A 23,913-nucleotide genomic window follows, 5' to 3' on the forward strand; every position below is an offset into this window, starting at 1 on the left:
TTTCATCAAAAAACAATTACTATTTTTAATAATGAAATAAATGTTTAATAACGGTCAACTCTATTCAGGGAAGTTCAATCCTGAGAAGTTTAAGTAAATGGTATTGTAGCTATACTATATCTTAATACATATAATTTTGTATGTATATTCAATATTATATTTAAAAACATATAATGAAGAATTTAGCTGATTTTGTTAAAGAACGTCGTAAAGCATTAGGTTTGATTACTTAAACTGATGAAAGTGTCATATCTAGAAATACTAACAGAACGATAGGCTATAATAGAATGATGTCGCTAACTAAAATCGAAAAATATTTCATTTATCATAAATTAAGATTTATGATAATATGATATAGAAATAATTTTGTGTTGTTACGATGATATACGGTTTTGAAAACTTTCATTTCTGATGAACCTAAATAAATTTCGGAAACATCAGTGTTACTATCTAGAACAATATTTTTTAAATCAATTTCATTTAAATATGCTAGATATTTAATGGTTAAAAGATCAAAGTCTTCTACTTTAGAATATACCCCAATATATTTCTCTTTAAGACCGTTGGAGTCATATTTCAGTAATGTTTTTTCTATATGAGTTGAAATATTACGCCTGTCCATACTTTTTAAAATAAAACCTTCATAAAAAGATATCATTTCACCTTCTAAGGTTTCAATTGTAAAATCTAATTCTCCAGCTTTCTTACCTGAGCTAGATTTACCTCTTAGGGATTGCTCATTTAAAAAATAATTACTTTTTATAATGTGAGCTCTAAAAATATCTTGAAAATAAATGTTAATTTCATCTTCATTAAAATCTTTAATTTGATTATATCTAGTTTGTAATGTTGAACCTGTACTTATTAATTTTCTTAAGAGGTCTTTTTTAGAATTTTCATCTGATCTATAGCCAATCATCATATTCTTAATATCAACCTGTTCAGTACTTTGTTGACAATAAATATATTCTTTGTCTTTTTTTAAAAAATTTATTAGTGTAGCTCTTTTGAATAGATAAGGAGAAGATGAATGAGAACATTCATTGCAATTGCAAGCTAAATATTCATTGGTATCAGTTTCAGCTATTTTAATGTCTGTATGTATTTCTTTTATTTCGTGTTCAATAATGTTGAATAGAGGCGTGACCAACGAGCCTTTAACATATACTTTCAATTCTCGATTATGAACATCTGATATTATTAAGGCTTCACTGTTTTCGGTATTTAATATCATTCCGTATTTCCAGATATTATTTCCTTTAATGTAATTGTTAAGCCGGCATATTAGTCTTTCTATAACGCCAGATGGCATAAAATTATAATGAATTTTGTATTGTAGAGAGTTCATTTCATTTAGAAAGTTGTCAATTAATTTGTAATCATTTGGATATGGCGGTAATAATGTTGGAATAATATATTCTTGTGGAGAACCTAAAATTTTATAACATATTTCGAATTTTTCCATTAATAAAATAATATCAAAAAACTTATCGTAAGGATAATTAGAATTATCGAATAGTTCTTCTAATATATCAGCAGAAAATAAACCATTATTTTTTTGAACTTTAATCGAATTTATTAGTAAATATATAGCGTTTGTTAACCATTCGGGGTTAATTACAATTAGATTTTTTAAATAGAAATCACTTTGAAAATGTATGATTACGCCCAAATCATTTAAATATCTACTGATATATGCAATGTCTTTTTTGTTTGAAGAATTACATATTTTTTTAAATTCATCAAGATTCAAATAATCTTGAGAGCTTTCTTTAAGTTCTCTCCTGATTCGATCCCAAGATTTAGGTAGTGAATCACCTATGTGTGGCAAATTTAGAATTACACTTTCTATTTCAGTATTTAAATTCTCAAGTCCTGATTTATTTAAACAAGATATTTCTAAAAATGATACAATGTTGCTAAATCTTCTCTTGTAATATTCTTCATCTATAAGCTTAACCCTAATATCAGCCTTATTCATCACAATAATTACAGGGCTATTATTACTCAATCTTTTTATTGTGTTCAGCCAATATTCAAAACTCTCTATTTCATCATCAGATCGAGGTTCCCATATTAATAAGTATATTGATCTTTGAGTTAAAAAAAACTGATGAGTAGAATAAAGTATTTCTTGGCCTCCAAAATCCCATATATTAATTATAATTTCTTTTTCAAAATAAATATTATTGTCTATAAAAAAAGGTTGTTGTTCAAGTCTTAATTGTAATAATGTATCTTCTGATAAATCAAGTTCTGATATATGATAATATCGTAAAACATTTTTCGGTATTGATAAATTATTGTCATCATCATCGATATCAAAATCCGAATCTAATATTTGGAAATACAGATTTTGGATATTTGAAAAATGGTCATAATAAGGCTTTTTAGCTGGAAAAAGAATATTCTTTTTAACTGTCTGAACATTAATACCGTGTGTTGTTTTTTCTTTACCAACCTTAACTTTATATTTTTTGTTAGCGAGAACCTTCATCAGTGTTGTCTTTCCAACATTTCCTTTTCCCACTATTAAAAGTTTTGATTCAAAAAGTTTTTCTGTAGCATCTCTACTTCTTAATTGATCAAAATAAAAATCTATATAACCTAAATCATTTGATGCTAATATTTCTATAGGTAATCCATCTAAAAAGGGGTTGTCTTCAAAAATTATTTCTGCATTAATAAAAAATAGATCATTAGGAATATGATTTAATAAATTAGAGGAAATATTTAAAGTTTGTAGGCTATAATAAAGTCCTTCTATGAAATGTATGTCTTGAAGTAAATTATTACTAAGGTTAAGTGTTTGAAGGTTAGTTAATTTTGATAAGCAAAGGGGAAATTCTTTAAAGTTATTATGACTTACATCTATTTCCAAAAGATATATCATGTCAGAAATATCTTCAGGAATATTATCAAGGTGTAGGCAAGACAAATCAAGAAACAATAATCTATCTTCACGTACTTTTTTAATTCTCTTTTTTGCTTCTTGAATATAATTATTCACATCAATATTTTTACTTTTCCAATTATCTTTCTGTAATATTTAGGATAATTCTATTTCACACCTTGGTTCCATAATTTAATATTTCCGGATTATCTTCATTAATAATTAAAATAAACTTCAACATCATTAAAATTAATAAATTCAATAAATCTTGATATAATTTCTACTTAATGAATATAATTTATATTGGAAGAAATAGACATGAATTTCTATTTACGGTGTCTTTTTTTTACTAACTTCTTTCTGATTAATTCAATTTTATTGATTTCTTCGGTTGTAAGATTAAGAGAGCTATTTAATATTTGATGATTATATTTTAATAGAACATCTTCAATGTCCTGCTTACCTTTAAAATCTTTTTTATATGAACTAAAATCTTTATGAATAGCCATTGGTACAGGTAAGACTCTAAATTCATTTGGTGTAAGTTCTAAAACGCCACCACCATAATAACGCCCTTCTAATTCAGCAAAAGCCAACGTTAATGAATTGTAGAATGAGAATATAAAATCATTTAAATTGTAATCATTTTTAATAGATACATTATAAGCACTATCAGTTACAAATACATTCGCCTCATTCTTTAATAACTTTGGATATTCGTGTGCTCTTTTAAAGAAAAAGGCTTTTGATTGTTTAGAAATATTCGGTACTTGATACCAATGATTTCTTTGTTTACATTTGAATCTATCTTGAAGTTTTCCTTCTTCGCCTAAATCTATATATGCCTTTACATTTGAAGGAATATTTTCAACATCTAAACCATTAAAATCCAATAAAAAAGCTGGTTTGTTTTCTTTTATTAATTTTGAATAATCATATTTATTAAAAGACACAGAGCCATTAACGAAAAAACCTTTTTGCACTATTGGTTTTGCATAATCTTTTAAATCAAATTTATCTAAAGTTTCTTTAACAACAATGAAATAATTGTTTGCGGCAGTAACTATACCTGCTTTATTATCTACATAATCAGAAACAAGACTTAAATCTTTTTTTATGTTCTCAAGGAATGTATGTTCTTCTGGCGTTATAAAATGATGTGTCCATTTTTTACTTGACTCTGATACACTTTCATTACTATACAATCTGAAACTTCTATTTTGAAGCTCATCCATTGATTTGATTGTTGTATAAAATGTACCTGGTACTTTATGCTTTTTATAGCCTATTAACAATACTGTATCTTGACCTTTACACTCCAAAAATTGAAGTTCGTCGAACATAAAAATCTCGATACGCTCAAAGTTTTTTTTAAGCAAATCTCTTATTTCTTCTGTAAACTTTACCTGTAGTAATTCTAGTGGAAGCACAAAAGCTAAAAGACCATTTTTCTGTAGTTTAGAAATACCGCTAACAAGAAATGATGTCCAAATATTATTTATTTTTCTATCAGCAAGGTTTTGTTCTAAATGAATTTCTTTAGCTAGTGCCTTTTGTTCATCAGTGAGGTAATTACTTTTTACATAAGGTGGGTTTCCCAAGATAGCAGAAAATTTCTTTTTACTATCAGAGTGAAAATTCAAATAATCTTTGTTTAAAGCTACCAATGTGATAGAATTATTAGTCTTTTTCTTTTTTGCTTTTTTTAATTCTTCCTTTTCCCTTTCAACAATAGTTAAATCAATTTTATTAAAATTATTTAGTGCTTCTGTTTCATTTATAGCCTGTACAAAATTACCATCGCCGACACTTGGTTCGAGCACAGAGATATTAAGTTTATCTATTTGAGATAAACAATAATCAGCAATAAATTTTGCTAAATTAAGAGGTGTGTAATATGAGCCTATACTTTTTTTATTCATTTTCTAATTTCAGCCAATTTGTATGGTCTTATATTATTTCGTTTTTGGGTTGTCTTAAGCAATTCAATTATGCCTTTATTAGACTCCTTTAATAACTCTTTTGTATCTATTATTTCTTGCAGCGATTCAATAGCTTTCGTAACATTTTCTGCTCTTTGCTGTAAAACTGTTTCACGCCTTTCATACAACAATTGTGGTCGATTTAAATAAAGTCTTTCTGTCATATATCTAGTACTAATATATTTACCATTGACTTTATAATCATCACTACTAATCTCAAATAATTCCGAATAATTGTATTCAGAAGGATCTGGATAACAAATTATATCTAAATCATCTGCATCATTTGGCCAGTCATTGCTCTTAAACCTATTGCATATAGGACAACTGTAGAATAAGTTACAAATATCATTCTCTAAAGCTTTAAATTTTTCAATTGATTTTGGCTTATAATGCTCGATATGATAATGGTCAATACCTCCAAATTGTGCTTCATTTATTGAACAATAAATACATTGAAAAAAACACTCTTCTGCTATTTGCTCTTTCCAATCTGTATATATTCCTTTTTCCGGTTGAGTAGCCTTGTCTTTAATTATAAGTTTCCAATTCACTATTCCTTGATTTTATTTTCAATTTTCTTCTGAAGCTCTTCTAAAAATTGAATTTTACCTTCATACTCATCTAACCAATCCTTTCTTTCTCCTAAACCACTATCGATTTGAACATTTAGTTTAAGTTGTAACGCTTTCAAGCGTATTAAATCATTTTCATCACTCTTACCCGATGCTACTAACTCCGACAAATGCTTTAATTCTGAAAGCTCTGAAATATTTTCATCTAAAAAACTTTGACTTGCACGGATAAACCTTTTTACATATTTCTCACCATCATTAATAAATTCTTCTCTACCTATAATATCTTCAAACTCACTAAACTTTTCCTGTAAGTCGTCATCATTTTTGTGTGACGTTATTACATAGATTGGAATATCTTTAAAATATTTTCTTATCTCTAAAACAAGCTGATTTCCTCTATAGCCGACAGGACCTTTTCCCCCTTCAGAATCATTATGCATTTGTTCATCAAAAATTAAACAAACTATATCATTTTGCTCTACCCAATCTTTGTATTGAGCTATTGAATCATCAGGAAAAGGAAATGTATCAACCACCTCAATACTAGAATCAAAATTTTCTAAATGAGATTCAAGAATTGTTTTTAACGTTTCTCTTTGCGCTTTATCATCATCTATAATGCCTATTTTACTCATAACTAATTTCTTTGTTTTCTTTCTTTTGGAAGCCAAATTTTAAACCTAGCTCCTTTTAATATAGGGTCTTTATCAAAAGAAATATTACCGTTTAAATCGTTTACTATAGAATTTACAACTGTAAGACCAAGACCAGTACCAATACTCTTACTACTCTGTGTTGGATTTACTTTAGTTGAAAAAAGCGGTTCAAATAATCTATGTTCAAACTCTTTAGAAATACCTGGTCCAGAATCAGAAACAATAAGAGAATATCCATTTTCTATCAATTTTTTTGGCTCCTTCAAGCCTTCTTCTATTAATCTAACTTCTATCAATCTCTTACCGGACTTCAAGGTAGCAGCTGTATAAGCATTTGTCAAAAGGTTAATTAAAACTGTTTCAATATCCATTTGAAACGTATATGTATAAATATCTTTAAGTTCTGTATTAATGCTTATTGAAGCAGCTTTATATGCCGGTTCTAACTCATTAACGACCGACTGTATGATTTTAGCAATATTTACATTTTTTTTATTACGCTTTTCTCTTTGAACTCTTGTTAATGCGTAAGCACCCCATGCAGCAACTCTTTTCGACGATTTTACAGCTTTTTCGATTTCTACAATCGCATCCTCTACTTTTGGAACTTTTCTAGATAATGCAAGTTTTGCTGCCATTACAGAACCTTTAAGTTGGGTTATGGAACCTTCCGTTTCATGTCCGAAAACCGCAGAAGATATTCCGATTGTAGCCAAACCACTTAAGGTTCTATTCCAATTAAGAAGTTCAGTTATAGTTTTTTCAACTTTATCAGTTGTACCGCTTAAGTCATTTACATTTTTTTGAACTCTCTCTTTAATATGACTAGCTATATCAGAGTTATTTTGAATATCTAAATTGATACTATACAAATCCCTTTCAATACTGTTTAAAGCTTTTATTATTCTTTCAGTTCTTGACTCTTTACTACGTGATTTTCTTTTAGCTTCATTAATTTTTGGTATTAATTTGGTTCTGTAAGATTCAAGCATATTTATAGTACCCATTACCAAACTTTTTAAATCATAAAAAGCTTCTGATTCCACCAAACCCTCTCTTGCAGCACTATCTGCTAATTCTATATTAGAATCTCTAGCTATAAAAACAGCACCAACTAATTGATTTGGGGTAACACTATAATTTGCAGATCTACTAATACCAGCCGGATCTTTAGCTTTCCTATCTGCCAATCCTAACCAATCATATCCAAATTGAGAACTTGGGAAGCCATAAGGCTTGACAACTATTCGGTCACGATATATTTTAATTCCAGCATTGTTGTCGAGAAATTCTCTTAATTTGGTTAGATTAAATTCAAGATCTTTAACTGATGCACTCTCTCTTAAAAAGAAATAAAGTTTAATAGTAGCTGAACCAGATCTAATTTTATTGTCAACTAAGTTAGTGGTATCAATGCCTGCTCTTGTTAACAAATTAGACCACTCAATTTTTTCAATAACCTCTTTTTTATTGTATTTGTCCCAATAAGTATAAATTATTTCTGTACCTGTCCCTGGATAATAAGCTTCAATTTTAATTTCAGCTGCATCAAGATAATTTGAGTTAATTTCTTCTGATGGAAGAGGATAGACATCGTTAACTAAGGAAATATGAAAATCTTCAACACCCTCAAAAGGTGGAGTTAATGCTGATAGTTCTTGAAAAAGATTTTCAATATTTATTTTTGACCATGATTGACGTTGCTCTTCAATTAATATTTCCGTTCCAGTCGTGGAAGGTTTACCATTAGTTAAGGGTAAATTAATTTCTTTTGGCTCAAAAATTTGAACACGAATATCTGAAAGAGATTTTCCTTCTACATCAAAATCATCCCAATTGACTTTTAAGCCTATAAGTTTTTCATCTTTAGATTTTGTTCTTAATTCTAGTTTTGAACCTAGTCTATCAGTAGATATACGCCCAATTCCTTTTTCGCCAGTTTTCCTACGTCCTAACTTACTTTTTGTTGAAACCCTTTTACCTGAATACCCAATGCGTAACCAATTATTCTTCAATTCCTCTGGTTTCATACCAAAACCATTATCTGCAACACGTATAATATCTTTAGTTTCAGAGAAAATCTCAATATCTACTTTCGTAGCATCAGCATCATAGCTGTTTTTTACCAACTCTAACAAAGCAGTTGAATGATCTTTAATGCTATCTCTTCCCAAATGAATTAAAGTTTTAGCATCAATATAAAATCTTTGATTTGTAGGATCCAGCTTTGCTAATTCTGTAGACAATGAAACAATATCATCTAAATTTGGCGGGTTACTTTGTATGGCCAAAAGTAATTTTGCTTGTATTTCTTCAGATTTACTCACTATGAATTAATTAGGTTTCTTGGATTAATGTTTAAAGCTTTTGCTATTTTGAATAGTGTTGGTAGTGATGGCTGTCTATGATTTGTACACCAATTAGATATGGTTGTTTCACTCATATCCAATTTTTTTGCCAACCATTTATTGGATTTATTTTTTTCTGCTAGAACAATTTTTATCCTATTGTAACTATTAAATACAAGCATATTATTTACACTAAAACACAAATATATTTAAGTTTTAGCATATTTTTTTAAAATATCATAACTATCTGTGTTTATCAGCACTTTTTTTATCAAAAGCAATCAAATTGAAAAGTTGTCTCATTCTGGAACGGACATGTTTGCTGTAAAGGTCTTATGGCTCTTTGATATTTAGGCTTGTTTAAATGATATTTTCCACTCACCTTTCTACCCACAAGTATATAGTTAATTTGCCAGTAACCACCTTTTGCACTACCAATTCTTTCTGTAAGACCTAAATCTTTTAGGGCATCAAGGTTGTTATCAATAGCAGTAGGACTTAAGCCCACTTTATCTTTCAGTTCTCTTTTAGAAACTTTACTGTCTTCGTGAATAGCTTTAATTATATTAACTTTATTATCAGTAAGATTATCTACCCACTTATCTACCCACGTATTAAAGTCAAAAGGACTTCTAATTATTTCGGTAAACATACCTTCTGTATTAAACTCAGTGACCTAAAATCTGCTATAATCAAAGGCAAATCTCCAAGCCCAGCTGCTGCCCTTTGCGGGAAAAGGATGACACATCATCGGCTATATGCAATTTGATCGTGTTTAATCTGTATTTTAAGTATTCTTGAATAAATTCGATATATTTAGAATCAAAAACGTAACTAAGCATAGCCAGCTCTACCGCATGTACAATTATAAACGGATACTAAAATGAAAAGTATTTTTACTATTCTTATATTAATTAACTTCAATGTTGCTATTGCTCAATGGACACAGAAGAATTCGGGAACAACCCATGATTTATATGACATTCATTTTCCAACGGCTGACACTGGTTATGCAGTGGGTTATTATGGAACTATTCTTAAAACCAATGATGCTGGAAATACATGGACTATCTTAAATAGCAACACTTTTTCCGATTTATACGCTGTTTATTTTTTGAATTCAAATCAAGGATTTGTAGTGGGTGACAGTGGAATATTCACAACAACTAATGGGGGCAATACTTGGAATCAACAGGTTATTCCCACATCTAATCCATTGAGAGATGTTGAATTCATTAATCATCAAATTGGATTTTGTGTAGGGCATAGTGGTACTATTTTGAAAACCACAGATGGTGGAAATTCGTGGGTAATTAAACCTAACGATATTTCGCAGCCAATGATTAATTTTAAAAGTATTATCTTTCCCATACCTGACACAGGTTATATTGCTGGACATTCTCTTTGGGACTTTCTAAAAACCACAGATGGAGGAGAAACATGGAATCGTATTCAAATAGACACTAATCCCGGTAATCCTGTTATTTTTGAATCTGTATATTTCACCAGTGCCCATACGGGTTATATTGGAGGTTGGTACGGAGCGGTACTTATTAAAACATTGGATGGTGGGAATAGCTGGATTAATAAAGATAGTTCAGGGCAAGCTCAGATTTATTCAATTTACTTTCCAACATCTGCTGTTGGATATACAACAGGATGGTATAGTACTGTTCTTAAAACAAGTGACAGCGGATCTTAAAACAAGTGACAGCGGAAATACATGGAGCTATCAAAATACAGGTGTACCAAATAAAGTATTTTATTCCGTTTATTTTACTGACAACTCAACGGGTTATATTGTTGGTGAAAGCGGGACGATATTAAAAACTACAACTGGAGGTACAATGGGAATCAATCAACATTTACCATATAATCAGCAAATTATCATTTATCCTAACCCGACAAATAGCCAACTTAACTTTTCTGTTCAGACTAACGTTCAACTGACCAGTGTAACAGGTCAAATTGTTGCCGATAGAAAAACCATAAAAACACTTAGCCTTTCCGACCAACCGACAGGCGTTTACTTTCTGACATTTACCGATACCAACGGACAAGTAGTTCAACGAAGTAAAATTATAAAAGAATAACTGGCCACTACAATGGTAACCGTTCTACCTTCACCAGATAAATGCCCAAAGCTATAATTTACAAAAAAAGAAGTTTTTTAAAGCGTTTTAAGCGGTTTTAGTTTTTGATTGTCGTGTCAAACAAAAACTAAAGAGTTTATGGCCTCTCCCAACTGATTTTTTATAAATAGAATATTTGCCCACTTTTTGTCCTTTTAGTGGGGATTTTTGAGTTATTTTTTAAAATAGTGAGCTATTATTGTCAATTGTAATCCAGCGCAATGGCAAACTTCAGGCTGTGGTGAATGTTATTTTCGAAAACGGAATTGGTTGAAGAGTTTTTCTTGATAGGTGTTTTTTACTTGTATCTTATGAAATTAATTTTTTTAAGTAACTTGTGCAGCAGGCGCGCATTTTATAAACGCAAGGGGTTAAGTGCCAAGTTGAAAGAATTTTGTAAATTTTTTTAGTGAATTTTAATAATATTTGATATTAAACCTGATATAAAGACTGTTGTTATCCAGTGACATATAATGCGAAAAGATTATATTAGGTTTTGATAAAGAGTTGTACCTTATTTAAAGAAAACATTCTATGATTAAAGAAATAATTGATGAATTAACTGAGACTGAAAAATCTTTAGTAAATCCACTTTTAAAGGCGAAGGTGTTGGCTAACCGATTAGGGAATACTGAATTACTTAATTGGGTTGATAAGGAATTGAAAGGTTATGTCGGAACACCACCTAAATATCGAATAGTAAAGACAAGAATGACTTGTGACATTTCTGTTGGCGGTATGATATATAAAGAAAACACACCCTTTCCCGTACTTTTCTTAAACGACAAAGAATTGCAGAATTTCTTTATGCAATTCGATATCAAAGACGGAATTGAAACAATAGAGAATTATTTTGTTGGAGGAAATGATACGTTAATCAAACCTTTAGGAGTTGATTTTGATTCAATCATTACGCAACATTTACAAAAAAACAACTTTCAAGGAAGAGTTCATAATATTCAAATCAGTTCATATAAAACGGAAGTAATCCAATGCTTATCTAATGTGCGAAATATTTTCTTGAACCTTATGCTTGAGCTTGAAAAGGAATTTCCTGATGTTGAAGATGTTTCAAAAGAACCACAGGATGTAAAAGAAGAAATAAGTAATAAAATAACTATAATTATGGCTGAAAACAACTATTCCACAGGAGATGGAAGTAACATCGTGTCTGGAAGTAATAATAATACCAATTTTGCATCTGGAAAAAATATTAGACAAAATTTTGTAATAAATACTGCTAAAAAAGAACAGATAAAAACTGTTGTAGATGAAATTCGAGAATTTATAGAATCTAATGATTTCGAAGAGAAAGATGAGGCGAAACTCGAACTTCAACGAATTGAAAATCAAATTGAAAAAGACCAACCGAAAGGAAATGTAATTTCTCAGTCGCTCGGTGCTTTAAAAGATATATTCACAAGTGTAACAGCAAATTTAATTTCTGGACCTGTTATCGAATCAATAACGAAATTGTTATCCAGTCTCGGATAAAAAAATAAGGCATAACAATGGTAGTCGTTGCACAAGGCTCTAATCTTATAAAAACAAGATAGGTTTAAGCCCTTTTAAGGGCTTTTATTTTAGCCTAGGATTTAGTTGTATGTTAAAATCTAGAAGCTTAAAACAAAGTAAAATGTGTTTTATGATGGTTTTTGGAACAGAATAGATAGACTGTAGGCTTGCCGCTCCACTTTTTATCTTCTTTTGTGTGAATTTCAGGTACTTTTTTAAGTTATAGGCAACAGCTGAAAGATGCATATATTTATTTGCCTGTTTTAAACCAATAACGCTTGAAACGTCCTGACTGCATCACACAAACCTTATATCCCAAATTATGGAGGTAATGACATACTTCTTGATGGTAAACTCCTGTTGTTTCCATTAAAACATAAAAGTCTACATTAGTCTTTACTGTTTTAACCAACCATGCCTTCAAGGTTTTTAAATCCCAAAACATCATTGCTTATTTCAGGGTGACTTGTAAAGTTCTTTTTTTAATTACTACCAATAATACCGAAATTTAGAGATAAGCTGCTCTTAGATACATTTATTCCCAGATTGCTTTAATATGGTGTCCATAATAACTTTTTTAAGCTATTGCTCCCTTTGTCATCTTTACTCGCTTTTGATTCGATCCTTTAATTTGGATCTAGGTATTGTCCAGATTCGAAAAGAACAATAGAAGGGCGAGGTTTCTATGAAACGATATCATTGAATGTATCTAGCCGAGACCTCGCTGTCCCTTCTATTTTAGCTTTCATTAATAATTAGAAAACTACTATATTTATAGTCAATAAATTAGTAAAGTTTAAACATACGAGCCGAAACCGTTATGTGAAAGCTGAAAAAAATGTCTGAATTCAATCTAAATACATTGGAATTATATAATATTCTCTCAAAAAAGGGAATTACTCATCTATATCACGCAAATACAGTTTCAACTTCAATTACCTTTTTAAATCATAAAAATCTACTATCTCGAAAGTATGTGGAGGACAACCAATTATTTCAAACAACTCAATATTCTGACAAGAAAGACAAAAAGATGGGTATTTATAATGATATTTTTTTAGATTTCGTTGATATCCACGAAGAATGGAAAAGACATAATAAATACGGCCCTTTTTTGTTTGCTTTTAGTATTGAATTGTTAAAATCCGACAAAATAAAAAATTTACGCATCACAAAGAAAAATCCGGTGTATTGGAAAATAACAGAAAATGAAAAAGATCGGTATTATACAAGCCTAAAAGACTTTGATGATAATTATCGAAAGGGAAACCGCTTAAAAGATGTAGGTTCAATGATAATTTTGAAAGACCTAAACGGAAAATTACCATTGCGCCCGCATTTGAAAAAATTCATTTTTGACAATCCTAATCTATTTGTGAATTACAAAAACGAAAAGAAATATTTATCTCAATTACTCGGAACGGAATTAAAAAGAGTTGTTGGCGAAAATGATTTTGAGGATATCGAACGAGTTTTAAGACATAAACATAAAATTTTTAGATGTTCTTGTTGGCATGAATATAATATAATGTTGTTGCGAAATATGAATAATTTGAAAAGATTATTTCACCATAACTTGAACAATAAAGAGGAAAAAGCCAGCACATAACAGCGAATATAGGTTATGGCGGAATTAGTGTCAAATCCTAAGTTTTTGTATTTTTAAAATCGTAAAACTTTAACCGAAAAATTTGTGCATTTTTGCATGCCACAAACCATATACGCAAACCGTTACACACAATTTAGACGCAAGGGATGATTAAAAAAGAGGAGGTTGAAAAAATAAAATATGTTTTAATAAGTATTTCTGAACGCAATAAAGAAATTAAAATAAAAGAAATATTAGAGAATTCAGATTTTCACTTTACACCCCACTGGAATAATAAAGCTTTTCCTAATGCTTATGATTTAGAAATAAGGACTGATACTAACATCTATACTAAAAATTATTCTTCATTAGAACTTTTAAGGTTGTATCTGCAAGGTAGACTAAATAAAGCTACTAACTATTTAATTGATAAAATTAATGTAATTCCAAATTATGATAAACTTCAAATTGTAAACTTTAAAATACAACCTGTTTCAACACAATGGGAGGAAATAAATTTTGGACAAGAAAAACTTATTAAAATACTGAATGAAAGTTCTGATTCAATCGATTATCAAAGTATTGGCAATAGCGCTAGAATTTTAATGGATAAATTAGCTCGACAAGTTTTTATAAAAGAAAAACATTTGAATAATCCCGAAAATCTTGATTTAAAGGATGGTAAATTTAAGAATCAATTAAAAATTTATGTAGAAAATGAACTTTATGGAAAAGAAAATAAAGAACTACGAAAATTATCAAAGTCATCTATTGACTTAGTATTAAACTCAATTGACATTATGAATATAACAACTCATCAGTTAAATGCAAGAAAACATTTGGCTGAACTTTGCATTATAAGTTTAATTAGTGTCATTAGTATAATAAAAACAATAAGTGAAATAAAATAAAACTGTGAGCAACAAATATCTCGCAAATTGCTACGGATTTATCCTCATGGATAAATCCTCGCGTGTTCGAAATGTTTACGTTTTTTAACTACTTTAGCCCTAACTCCAACACAAGTTGGATCGAGATACCAAACCGTTAGCAATAATGTAATAGAAACTTGAAAAGATTTTTAAATATTCTTACCGATTTGAAAATTGATCCGACTAATTTAATTATTGAGAGATTAGGAGGTGGGAGTTTAGGAAATAACTCTGATTTGTCGCCAAAAGACTTCATTCGATTTTCGAAAAAAGATATAAAAGATGATGATACAAGAGGATTAATTAATTCATTAACAAATGCTAAACGAGCAATTGATTGCCAAATAGATAATGCTCTTCAAGAATTCGGAATTAAACCTGACGATCTAAATAAAGCTTCAGATATATTAATCAAACAACTTCAACTTGATAAAAAAAATCTCCCTTACAAACTTAAACTAATACAATCATTAGGGTTGGCACCTGGAACATTAACCTCTAAAGTAAGAAATTTAAGAAATAAATTGGAACACTATTATAAAATTCCAGAAAAAGCAGAAGTTGAAGAAGCCATTGAAATAGCTGAATTGTTTATTTTATCTATAGAAAGTAAAACAAAAATTTTAGACGATGATTATATAATAACATCAACAAATTTCCAGAATGTTGATACTTTAAAAAGTTTAAATAATGAAACATATAATATTCTTGACCCAGAACATTTTTCAACGCAAATTAGAGTGAATTTTATATCTTATTACAACCAGATTGAAGTAACACCAATAAAAGAATTCAAAAAGAAAAGAAAATTAATTTATAAGTTTGATAATGAATTATACTATTATTTAATTCGATTAATGAACCATTTGGATGACCAATATGACACTGAAAATGACTTAAAATTGATTTTTGAATATTGTAACCATCCAATACCAACAAAAAACATTAGGTTACTTGAATATTATTAAATAACACTATTGAAAACAATGTACAAAATAATAGAGAAATTAGTCGCCAAATAAAAGGTTATCAAGTATTTGTAAGGTATCCAAATTTAAAAATTTGGAGTATTGATAAAGAGAAAATAATAAGAAAATTAAAAAACTCGACTTGTGTTTCATCCGAATGGTTTGCGTCTTTTTTCAGTCCTACTATTGTCATACGTAACCTTTGTCTCCATATGACCCGTCCTGAATAAAAACTACATAATTTTAAACATTAAACGCTTTAGACATCAAACTTTGCTCTTTGTTAGGTATGCCAATTTCTTTCGCTACCTCTTGCCAAGTTGCTACTACCGTTAATACTTCTTTTATGATTTTGTCCATTTGCTCCTCGTCTAAGCGGAAAAACTCGCCAACGCTTTTGGCTAATTCATAATCCAATGCATTATTGTCCATATCGATATTGAGCGCAAGTCCGTCTTTGTCTATAGAAGGGTTTATGTCGTAAGCTGATGATAATACCCAACCGCTCTTGGTTAAGATAAAACCATGGTTGCGTAAATGGTCATCGGTATTTGAAATGGCAATATTAAATATTATTCTGCGCCATAATTGTTCTAAATTATCAGCAACCATTGCTCCGTGATTTTGGATGAATTCTGCCATATCCAAATAACTTGCTGGATTATCCCTGATGGTATCTTCGTTATTGCCTGTCATGGTCATCGCAGAAGCAAAGTGAACTCTGCAGCCTTCTTCACGGTCAAATCTTTTGGTAAAAAAAGTATGAAATCTGCCACTGATCTTTTCAATTTTTGAAGGTGCCATATGAATGCCTGCTTTTATTGCCAATTGATATGCTAGGTATTCCCAAGCTGCTTTATCTACCGTATCGTTTTTAGAAGGGAATTTGGCTATCCATAATTCTTTGTTTTCATCAAGTATATTTGCCTTGGGTCTTGCCCCACCCAATGAGGAGCCTGGAGCCATTAAAACTGCTAGCCATTTTCTTACCTCATCACTATCTTCATCATTTTCAAAATTTTTTGCAGCCTCTTGCAATTCCCTCACGGATGACCAAGGTGGGGTAGGGTTTAGCTCGTTGTTATCTAAGAAAGGCCCTTTTGGGTCTAGTTTAAACCGTAAGGCGCCCATTCGGCTTTCATCATAAACTCCTAACAAATAATCAATTTCATAAAGTGTTTTCGTCTTTTCATTCTTTACTGTTGCTTGTTGTGCTGCTCTTCTTTTCATTAGCGTTCGTCCCCACGTATCCGGCATACTGTCTAGGAATACCCCGAAATTTTCTTTATTGTTTGGGTATTGTGGACCACTATAGAATTGTATGTCCGGATCTAATACCATTTGTGCTTTGGACTTTAGCCAATCTTTATCATACTCAAAGCTAAATGCTTTTTTGCCCTTAGCATACAACGCAGAAAGGACTCCCATTAATTGGGGTTTTTCCAAACCTTTCCAATGGGCATATATGTAGATATTCTTTTTTCCTTTTGCCATTTTAAATTAAATCTAAATCTTGTAATTTTCTTCCAAATTCGTCATCTGCTGCGAGTTTTAAAAAATCATCTTGTAGTCCAAGTACACGCAGCACATTGAAATAAGCACCTATTGTTACACTTGGGTTTCCTGTTTCAATGAGGTATAGGGTACTTCTTACAATATCAGCTCTTTCGGCGACTTGCTCTTGGGTTAGCTTCCTCCTTTTTCGTGCCAATTTAATGTTTTCCCCCATTTCTTTAAGCACTTCTTTATGCTTTGGAAACAATATTTGCTTTTTTTTATTCATTCTAATTATGATTGTTATTTCATACAAATATAGTCTTTTTGATTGAAATAACAATCATTTTTATTTTTATCATAAAGGGTTGTCATTGGTTAATTTTTGGTAGATTTTAAAGATTTTGCTAGAGTATAAATTTAATGTGAGTACAGGCATCTGGTATTTCTTTATTATCACTCATTTGTATGGTTTAGTGCTTGTAGATACTCATAAAATGATTTTTTAGTATCAAATTTTAAAAAAAAAAATATTTAAAAAAGTTTGGATATTTAAAATTTATGTTTCAATATTTGCACTCATCAAGTTCAACAACTTATTGAAATGTTATCAAGAAAGGTGGAGGGAATAGACCCGATGAAACCTTAGCAACCCTTTGTTCTATACAAAGAAGGTGCTACATTCTACCCCAAATTGGGATAGATAACACAAACAGCATTGCTTTCTGCATATGCGTGTATTTTTCTTATAACATTTTTCTTAAGTATACAATTCGAGTGCTCGAACTGTGTGTTTGGCTTTTTGTTTTAATTATTTATTAACTCAAAAAACAAAAGAAAAATGAGTTCAACAAAAATTATTCACTCGATACCGAGTGATCCGTTAACAGGGGCGATTTCGACTCCCATTTATCAAACTTCCACTTTCGTGCAAACGGCACCTGGAGTGAACAAAGGTTATGATTATGCCCGATCGAACAATCCAACCCGAAAGGTATTGGAAGATTTGGTCGCCAATCTCGAAGGTGGTCATTCCGGCTTTGCCTTTTCTACTGGCTTGGCAGCCATCGATGCGGTTTTAAAGCTATTATCTGCAGGGGACGAAATTGTAGCCGTCAATGATATTTATGGGGGTGCCTATCGTTTGTTTACCCATGTGTATGAAAAACTGGGGATCACAGTAAACTATGTCGATACCACTGAAGTGGAAAATGTACAAGAAGCGATTACTGCTAACACCAAACTGGTTTGGATTGAATCGCCAACCAATCCTACTTTAAAGATTTCAGATATTCAAGCGATAGGAAAAATCGCTAAAAGTGTCGATGCGCTTTTGGTGGTGGACAATACATTTGCGAGTCCGATTGCACAAAAACCAATTGCACTCGGAGCAGATATTGTTATTCATTCGGGGACCAAATATTTGGCAGGACATTCTGATATTGTTGCTGGTTTGGTGGTGACCAAAACTGAAGAACTTTCAGAGAAAATCAAATTTATACAAAACGCTTCCGGTGCTGTTTTAGGACCATGGGATTGCTTTTTATGTATCAGAGGTATTGAAACTTTAGACCTTCGGTATAAAAAGCAATGCGATAATGCTTTTAGTGTAGCGGTTTTTTTAGTCAATCATCCTGATGTTGATGAAGTTTTCTACCCTGGTTTGTTTTCACACAAGAACCATGAAATTGCCAAAAAGCAACAAAACGGTTGGTTTGGAGGGATTGTTTCTTTCACCTTAAAAGAAGATACGCAAGAAGCCGCCGAAGCTTTTGTGACCCATACCCAATATTTCAAATTGGCAGAAAGTCTCGGTGGAGTCAAAAGTTTACTATGTCATCCACCGCAAATGACACACGCTTCTGTACCAAGGGAAATTCGCTTAAAAAGCGGAATAAAAGATTCGTTGATACGATTGTCCTGTGGGATTGAGGAAGAAGATGACTTGGTAAAAGATGTCAACCAGGCCCTTGCGAAGTTAAACCAATTAAAAGAAGAAGCATATGTCAGCTAATAAAACCATTCATCTTGTTATTTTTGGGATTGGTAATGTAGGCTCAACGCTCATTCATCAAATCCAACAAGCCAAACCTGTTTTATCAGAAAAAGGGATTGATCTCAACATTTTGATCATTACCAATTCTAAACACGCCTTTTACAAAAAGGAAGGTATTTCAGCTACTTGGGAAATCGATTTCAAACAATTTTCTGTTCCTTACCAGATTGAAGATATTATTGCCTTTGTCAAGGAGCAAAATTATCAGAACTTGATTGCCATCGATGCCACGGCGAGTAGAGATTTTGTCGAAAATTATATTCCGCTTATCGAAAACGGTTTTCATTTGGTTTCTGCCAATAAAATTGCCAATACCTTAAAGTATAAATTTTATGAAAACTTGCGTTGGACTTTAAAAGCACATCGGAAGAAATTTTTATATGAAACCAATGTAGGGGCAGGGTTACCGGTAATCGATACGATTCGCAATCTATATTACTCTGGAGAGAAAATCTTAAAAATAAGAGGCGTTTTTTCAGGCTCGCTTAGTTATTTGTTCAATATCTATTCCGAAGAAAATATTGCTTTTTCCAAAGTATTGAGAAAAGCTGAAAAATTAGGCTATACAGAACCAGATTTTAGAGAAGACTTATCAGGAAATGATGTTGCCAGAAAGCTTTTGATTTTAGCTCGAGAGCTCAATTTAAAAGTGGAATTCTCTGATGTAAAAATACAATCGCTAGTTCCAAAATTTTTGAATGGAAAACTTACCACAGAGCAATTTAAACAACGTTTACATGAAATGGATGTACCTTATTTCAGAAAAAAGGATGCTTTATCAAAAGATAAGGTTTTGCGTTATGTGGGAGAACTCGATGTCGAGCAAAAAACTTTAGAAGTAAAGTTGGTTTCAGAAACTAAAAACTCCGCTTTAGGGCAATTGAAAGGTGCTGATTCTGTGTTTGAAATATTTACTGAATCCTATGGCAATCTTCCCTTAGTCATTCAAGGTGCTGGTGCTGGCAATGCTGTAACAGCTCGGGGTGTACTTTCGGACATCCTTATTATCGCGAATGGTATTATTTCCAGCCAGTTCACTCCAAACGAAAAAGAAGTATTTGTCGAAAGTGAATATTCAGAGATCAAATGAAAGCAATTTTACAAGAGCTCGAAAAGCGCATTTTAGTACTCGATGGTGCCATGGGAACGATGATTCAAACCTATCAACTTTCTGAAGAGGATTATAGAGGTGAACGCTTTGCCACTTATGCTTCTCCTTTACAAGGGAATAATGATTTGCTTTCGATCACTCAGCCGGATATCATTGAAGAAATTCATCGTAAGTTTCTTACTGCAGGAGCAGATATTATTGAGACCAATACTTTTTCGGGAACTTCTATTGCCATGGCGGATTATGGTATGGAAGATTTGGTTTATGAGTTGAATTACAAAAGTGCTGTGATTGCCAAAAGATTAGCTAAAGCGTTTACTTCCCAAAATCCGGAAAAACCTAGATTTGTTGCAGGAAGTATTGGTCCGACCAACAAAACAGCAAGTTTGTCACCTGATGTAAACCAACCCGGATATCGGTCGATTACTTTTGAAGAACTGCGGTTGGCTTATAAAGAACAAATATATGCCTTAATCGATGGAAGAGTAGATTTGCTTTTGGTCGAAACCATTTTTGATACTTTAAATGCCAAAGCAGCACTTTTCGCTATCGAAGAAGTCAAAGATGAACGTAACCTAAATATCCCGATTATGGTATCTGGAACCATTACTGATGCTTCAGGGCGAACACTTTCCGGGCAAACCGTGGAAGCTTTTCTGATATCAATTTCCCATCTGCCGTTGTTAAGTGTAGGTTTTAATTGTGCTTTGGGAGCTCAACAGCTGAAACCCTATATACAACGACTGGCTCATGAAACCAGTTTTTACACTTCGGTTTACCCAAATGCAGGATTACCCAATGCTTTTGGAGCTTATGACCAAAGTGCTAAGGAGATGCAAGAACTGATTAAAGCTTATCTGGAAGAAGGACTTGTAAATATTGTGGGAGGTTGTTGTGGCACCACGCCAGAACACATTCAAGCTATTGCTGAAATTGCAAGTCAATTTTCACCAAGAACAATCCAAAACTATGCTTAGAAACGAAAAAAGGTATTTGCGATTATCAGGTTTAGAACCTCTGGTGGTTACACCAGAAAGCAATTTTATTAATGTGGGTGAGCGAACCAATGTTACTGGTTCGCGAAAGTTTTTGCGTCTCATCAAAGAAGAGAACTTTGACGAAGCGCTTGAAATAGCTAAATCCCAAGTAGAAAATGGTGCTCAAATCATTGATATCAATATGGATGAAGGAATGCTTGACGGAAAAAGTGCCATGGTCAATTTTCTAAATCTAATCGCTTCCGAACCAGACATCGCTCGCGTTCCGATTATGATTGATAGTTCAAAATGGGAAGTTTTGGAAGCTGGCTTGCAGGTGGTTCAGGGCAAAGGTGTGGTAAATTCCATTAGTTTAAAAGAAGGTAAAGAAGAATTTAAAAAACAAGCTAAACTCATTAAGCGCTATGGAGCGGCAGTAATTATTATGGCTTTTGATGAGATTGGTCAAGCCGATACTTTTCAACGTCGTATTGACATTTGCAAGCGGTCTTATGATATTTTGGTGAACGAAGTCGATTTTCCTCCAGAAGACATCATTTTTGACCCTAATATATTTCCTGTGGCCACGGGAATGGAAGAGCATCGTAGAAATGCGTTAGATTTTTTTGAAGCTACTCAATGGATTAAGGATAATCTCCCCTTTGTAAACGTTTCGGGCGGTGTGAGTAATGTTTCGTTTTCCTTTAGAGGAAACATGACCGTTCGCGAAGCTATTAATTCAGCATTTTTATACCATGCGATACAGTATGGTATGACTTTAGGGATCGTCAACCCAGAACTTTTAACAATTTATGACGATATTCCTAAAGTCTTGCTGAGTTATGTTGAAGATGTGTTGTTCGATCGTCGTGATGATGCTACCGAGCGCTTACTTGATCTTGCAGAAACCATCTCCGAATCTAAGTCTAAGGTAAAAGTTGAAAAGGAAGTTTTAGCATGGCGTCAGCATAACTTACAAGAGCGAATTACCCATGCTTTAGTAAAAGGAGTCGATAAATATATTCTTGAAGATGTAGAAGAAGCGCGAAATGTAGTTTCAAGACCTATCGAAGTAATCGAAGAATATCTCATGAACGGAATGAATGTCGTGGGTGACCTGTTTGGAAGTGGAAAGATGTTTCTGCCCCAAGTTGTTAAATCGGCACGAGTGATGAAAAAAGCAGTAGCCTATTTACAACCTTTTATCGAAGCCGAAAAAGATGTTGAAAAAAAATCCGCAGGAAAAATTCTGATGGCTACCGTCAAAGGTGATGTGCACGATATCGGTAAAAATATTGTGAGTGTGGTTCTAGGTTGTAATAATTATGAAATCATTGATTTAGGGGTGATGGTACCTTTAGAAAAGATACTTGAAACTGCTACAAAGGAAAGGGTAGATGCCATTGGCCTAAGTGGTTTGATAACCCCTTCTTTAGATGAAATGGTTTTGGTTTCCAAAGAAATGGAAAGATCGAATTTTCAAATTCCTTTATTGATAGGAGGAGCTACTACATCACGTGCCCATACCGCTGTAAAAATTGCTCCCCATTATACCCATACCGTGATGCATGTGAATGATGCCTCCCGTGCTGTAACCGTTGTGGGAAATTTGTTAAAAAAAGGGAATCGGGTTTTTAAGGAGCAGATCAGGGAAGAATACGAAAACTTTAGAAAACAGTTTTTAAAAAGAGGGAAACAAAAAAGTTATATCTCGATTGTAGAAGCTAGAAAAAGAAAGTATAAAATCGATTGGAATACGAATGAAATCAGAAAACCAAAACAATTAGGTGTTCAAGTTTATAAAGATTTTGATTTAAAAAAATTAGAGAAATTTATCGATTGGTCACCCTTTTTCAGGTCGTGGGATCTACATGGAAAATACCCCAATATATTGGAAGATAAAACGGTAGGTCAACAAGCCCAGGATTTGTTTTTAGACGCTCAGCGTCTATTGCAACAAATATTCTCAGAAAAATTACTTGTGGGTCGTGCCGTCTTTGGTCTTTTTCCAGCTAACACGATAGACGATGACGATATCGAAGTTTACGATGAAAACGGAAATACCAAAACTATTTTTCTCACACTTCGTCAACAACTTGAGAAGCGAGCAGGAAAACCTAATTTTGCTTTAGCGGATTTTGTAGCTCCAAAAGAGACTGGCAAACAAGATTATGTAGGCTGTTTCTGTGTTTCTGCTGGTTTTGGTACAGAAGAATTAGCGCAGCGATTCAAAAACGAAAACGACGATTACAATGCGATTATGATTCAGGCATTGTCCGATCGCTTGGCAGAAGCTTTCGCGGAATATTTACATTGGGAAATTAGAAACAAGCATTGGGCATATGTTTCTGAGAATTTTTCGAACGAAGATTTGATTTCTGAAAAATACCAAGGTATTCGACCTGCTCCAGGTTACCCTGCTTGTCCGGATCATTTAGAGAAAAATACGATTTGGGAGTTATTGGAAGTAGAGGAAAATATCGGAGTTAAACTTACCGAAAGTCTTGCGATGTGGCCTGCAGCCTCGGTATCCGGTTATTATTTTGCCCATCAAGAAGCCAAGTATTTTGGGTTGGGGAAAATTACCGAAGATCAAGTAAAAGATTATGCTAAACGCAGAAACATCACTCTCGATTTAGCCGAAAAATGGCTGAGTCCGAACATTGCAGATTTATAAATCAAT

Annotated in this window: 20 protein-coding genes and 1 riboswitch; of the genes, 10 read left to right on the forward strand and 10 right to left on the reverse strand. The window is 32.2% G+C overall.

Annotated features, from left to right (window positions below; all coding sequences use genetic code 11):
• Positions 1-325: 325 nt before the first annotated feature.
• The 7 genes from DNG35_RS11245 to DNG35_RS11275 all read right to left on the reverse strand — a co-directional run bounded on the left by DNG35_RS11245 (position 326) and on the right by DNG35_RS11275 (position 9,109).
• On the reverse strand, positions 326-3,010 hold the full coding sequence (locus DNG35_RS11245; RefSeq protein ID WP_111129223.1) for a COR domain-containing protein: 2,685 nt from the start codon (positions 3,008-3,010) through the stop codon (positions 326-328).
• A gap of 209 nt (positions 3,011-3,219) precedes the next feature.
• A complete protein-coding gene (locus DNG35_RS11250) occupies positions 3,220-4,815 on the reverse strand; it encodes an Eco57I restriction-modification methylase domain-containing protein (RefSeq protein WP_111129225.1) in 1,596 nt (531 codons plus the stop codon).
• A complete protein-coding gene (locus DNG35_RS11255) occupies positions 4,812-5,429 on the reverse strand; it encodes a hypothetical protein (protein ID WP_111129227.1) in 618 nt (205 codons plus the stop codon). The genes DNG35_RS11250 and DNG35_RS11255 overlap by 4 nt, the downstream gene beginning before the upstream one ends.
• The gene (locus DNG35_RS11260; protein ID WP_111129229.1) at positions 5,429-6,088 is read right to left on the reverse strand and encodes a response regulator; all 660 of its coding nucleotides are present in this window, start codon (positions 6,086-6,088) and stop codon (positions 5,429-5,431) included. Before DNG35_RS11260 ends, DNG35_RS11255 begins: the two co-directional genes overlap by 1 nt.
• 2 nt (positions 6,089-6,090) lie before the next feature.
• Positions 6,091-8,436, reverse strand: a complete 2,346-nt coding sequence (locus DNG35_RS11265; RefSeq protein WP_111129231.1) for a sensor histidine kinase — start codon at positions 8,434-8,436, stop codon at positions 6,091-6,093.
• A complete protein-coding gene (locus DNG35_RS11270; protein WP_111129233.1) occupies positions 8,436-8,639 on the reverse strand; it encodes a helix-turn-helix transcriptional regulator in 204 nt (67 codons plus the stop codon). The genes DNG35_RS11265 and DNG35_RS11270 overlap by 1 nt, the downstream gene beginning before the upstream one ends.
• A gap of 89 nt (positions 8,640-8,728) precedes the next feature.
• On the reverse strand, positions 8,729-9,109 hold the full coding sequence (locus tag DNG35_RS11275) for a winged helix-turn-helix transcriptional regulator (protein ID WP_111129235.1): 381 nt from the start codon (positions 9,107-9,109) through the stop codon (positions 8,729-8,731).
• A 231-nt stretch (positions 9,110-9,340) separates the two neighbouring features.
• On the opposite strand from DNG35_RS11275, the gene DNG35_RS11280 reads away from it, so the two are divergent.
• The 3 genes from DNG35_RS11280 to DNG35_RS11290 all read left to right on the forward strand — a co-directional run bounded on the left by DNG35_RS11280 (position 9,341) and on the right by DNG35_RS11290 (position 12,083).
• A complete protein-coding gene (locus DNG35_RS11280; RefSeq protein WP_111129237.1) occupies positions 9,341-10,159 on the forward strand; it encodes a YCF48-related protein in 819 nt (272 codons plus the stop codon).
• On the forward strand, positions 10,143-10,550 hold the full coding sequence (locus DNG35_RS11285; protein WP_158524898.1) for a T9SS type A sorting domain-containing protein: 408 nt from the start codon (positions 10,143-10,145) through the stop codon (positions 10,548-10,550). The genes DNG35_RS11280 and DNG35_RS11285 overlap by 17 nt, the downstream gene beginning before the upstream one ends.
• Positions 10,551-11,123: 573 nt before the next feature.
• Positions 11,124-12,083 (forward strand): hypothetical protein, encoded by a 960-nt coding sequence (locus tag DNG35_RS11290; RefSeq protein WP_111129241.1) that lies wholly within the window; start codon positions 11,124-11,126, stop codon positions 12,081-12,083.
• A gap of 271 nt (positions 12,084-12,354) precedes the next feature.
• Here the strand turns inward: DNG35_RS11290 and DNG35_RS12215 are convergent, their stop codons facing one another.
• A complete protein-coding gene (locus tag DNG35_RS12215; protein ID WP_158524899.1) occupies positions 12,355-12,516 on the reverse strand; it encodes a hypothetical protein in 162 nt (53 codons plus the stop codon).
• 426 nt (positions 12,517-12,942) lie between these two features.
• Here DNG35_RS12215 and DNG35_RS11305 point away from each other — a divergent pair, with 426 nt between their 5' ends.
• From DNG35_RS11305 to DNG35_RS11315, 3 genes are all read left to right on the forward strand, one after another.
• Positions 12,943-13,713 (forward strand): hypothetical protein, encoded by a 771-nt coding sequence (locus DNG35_RS11305; RefSeq protein ID WP_146228875.1) that lies wholly within the window; start codon positions 12,943-12,945, stop codon positions 13,711-13,713.
• Positions 13,714-13,859: 146 nt separating this feature from the next.
• Complete coding sequence (locus tag DNG35_RS11310) at positions 13,860-14,603, forward strand: hypothetical protein (RefSeq protein WP_111129247.1); 744 nt, start codon at positions 13,860-13,862, stop codon at positions 14,601-14,603.
• Between the two features lie 158 nt (positions 14,604-14,761).
• A complete protein-coding gene (locus tag DNG35_RS11315; RefSeq protein WP_111129249.1) occupies positions 14,762-15,592 on the forward strand; it encodes a hypothetical protein in 831 nt (276 codons plus the stop codon).
• Between the two features lie 243 nt (positions 15,593-15,835).
• Here the strand turns inward: DNG35_RS11315 and DNG35_RS11320 are convergent, their stop codons facing one another.
• Positions 15,836-17,086, reverse strand: coding sequence for a type II toxin-antitoxin system HipA family toxin (locus tag DNG35_RS11320; protein ID WP_111129251.1), 1,251 nt, complete (start codon positions 17,084-17,086; stop codon positions 15,836-15,838).
• A 1-nt stretch (position 17,087) separates the two neighbouring features.
• The gene (locus DNG35_RS11325; protein ID WP_111129253.1) at positions 17,088-17,375 is read right to left on the reverse strand and encodes a helix-turn-helix domain-containing protein; all 288 of its coding nucleotides are present in this window, start codon (positions 17,373-17,375) and stop codon (positions 17,088-17,090) included.
• A 315-nt stretch (positions 17,376-17,690) separates the two neighbouring features.
• Positions 17,691-17,796: riboswitch (SAM riboswitch) on the forward strand.
• 131 nt (positions 17,797-17,927) lie between these two features.
• Here DNG35_RS11325 and DNG35_RS11330 point away from each other — a divergent pair.
• From DNG35_RS11330 to metH, 4 genes are read left to right on the forward strand one after another with little or no spacing between them, the layout of a single operon-like run.
• Positions 17,928-19,100 carry a PLP-dependent aspartate aminotransferase family protein gene (locus DNG35_RS11330; protein WP_111129255.1) on the forward strand — a complete coding sequence of 391 codons (1,173 nt, stop codon included), beginning with the start codon at positions 17,928-17,930 and terminating at the stop codon, positions 19,098-19,100.
• Complete coding sequence (locus DNG35_RS11335; RefSeq protein ID WP_111129257.1) at positions 19,090-20,232, forward strand: aspartate kinase; 1,143 nt, start codon at positions 19,090-19,092, stop codon at positions 20,230-20,232. The genes DNG35_RS11330 and DNG35_RS11335 overlap by 11 nt, the downstream gene beginning before the upstream one ends.
• On the forward strand, positions 20,229-21,230 hold the full coding sequence (locus DNG35_RS11340; RefSeq protein ID WP_111129259.1) for a homocysteine S-methyltransferase family protein: 1,002 nt from the start codon (positions 20,229-20,231) through the stop codon (positions 21,228-21,230). The genes DNG35_RS11335 and DNG35_RS11340 overlap by 4 nt, the downstream gene beginning before the upstream one ends.
• Complete coding sequence (gene metH, locus DNG35_RS11345; RefSeq protein ID WP_111129261.1) at positions 21,223-23,907, forward strand: methionine synthase; 2,685 nt, start codon at positions 21,223-21,225, stop codon at positions 23,905-23,907. Before DNG35_RS11340 ends, metH begins: the two co-directional genes overlap by 8 nt.
• The last annotated feature ends 6 nt before the right edge of the window (positions 23,908-23,913 follow it).

The sequence above is a fragment of the Mesonia sp. K7 genome (assembly GCF_003233725.1).
Taxonomy (GTDB): Bacteria; Bacteroidota; Bacteroidia; order Flavobacteriales; family Flavobacteriaceae; genus Mesonia.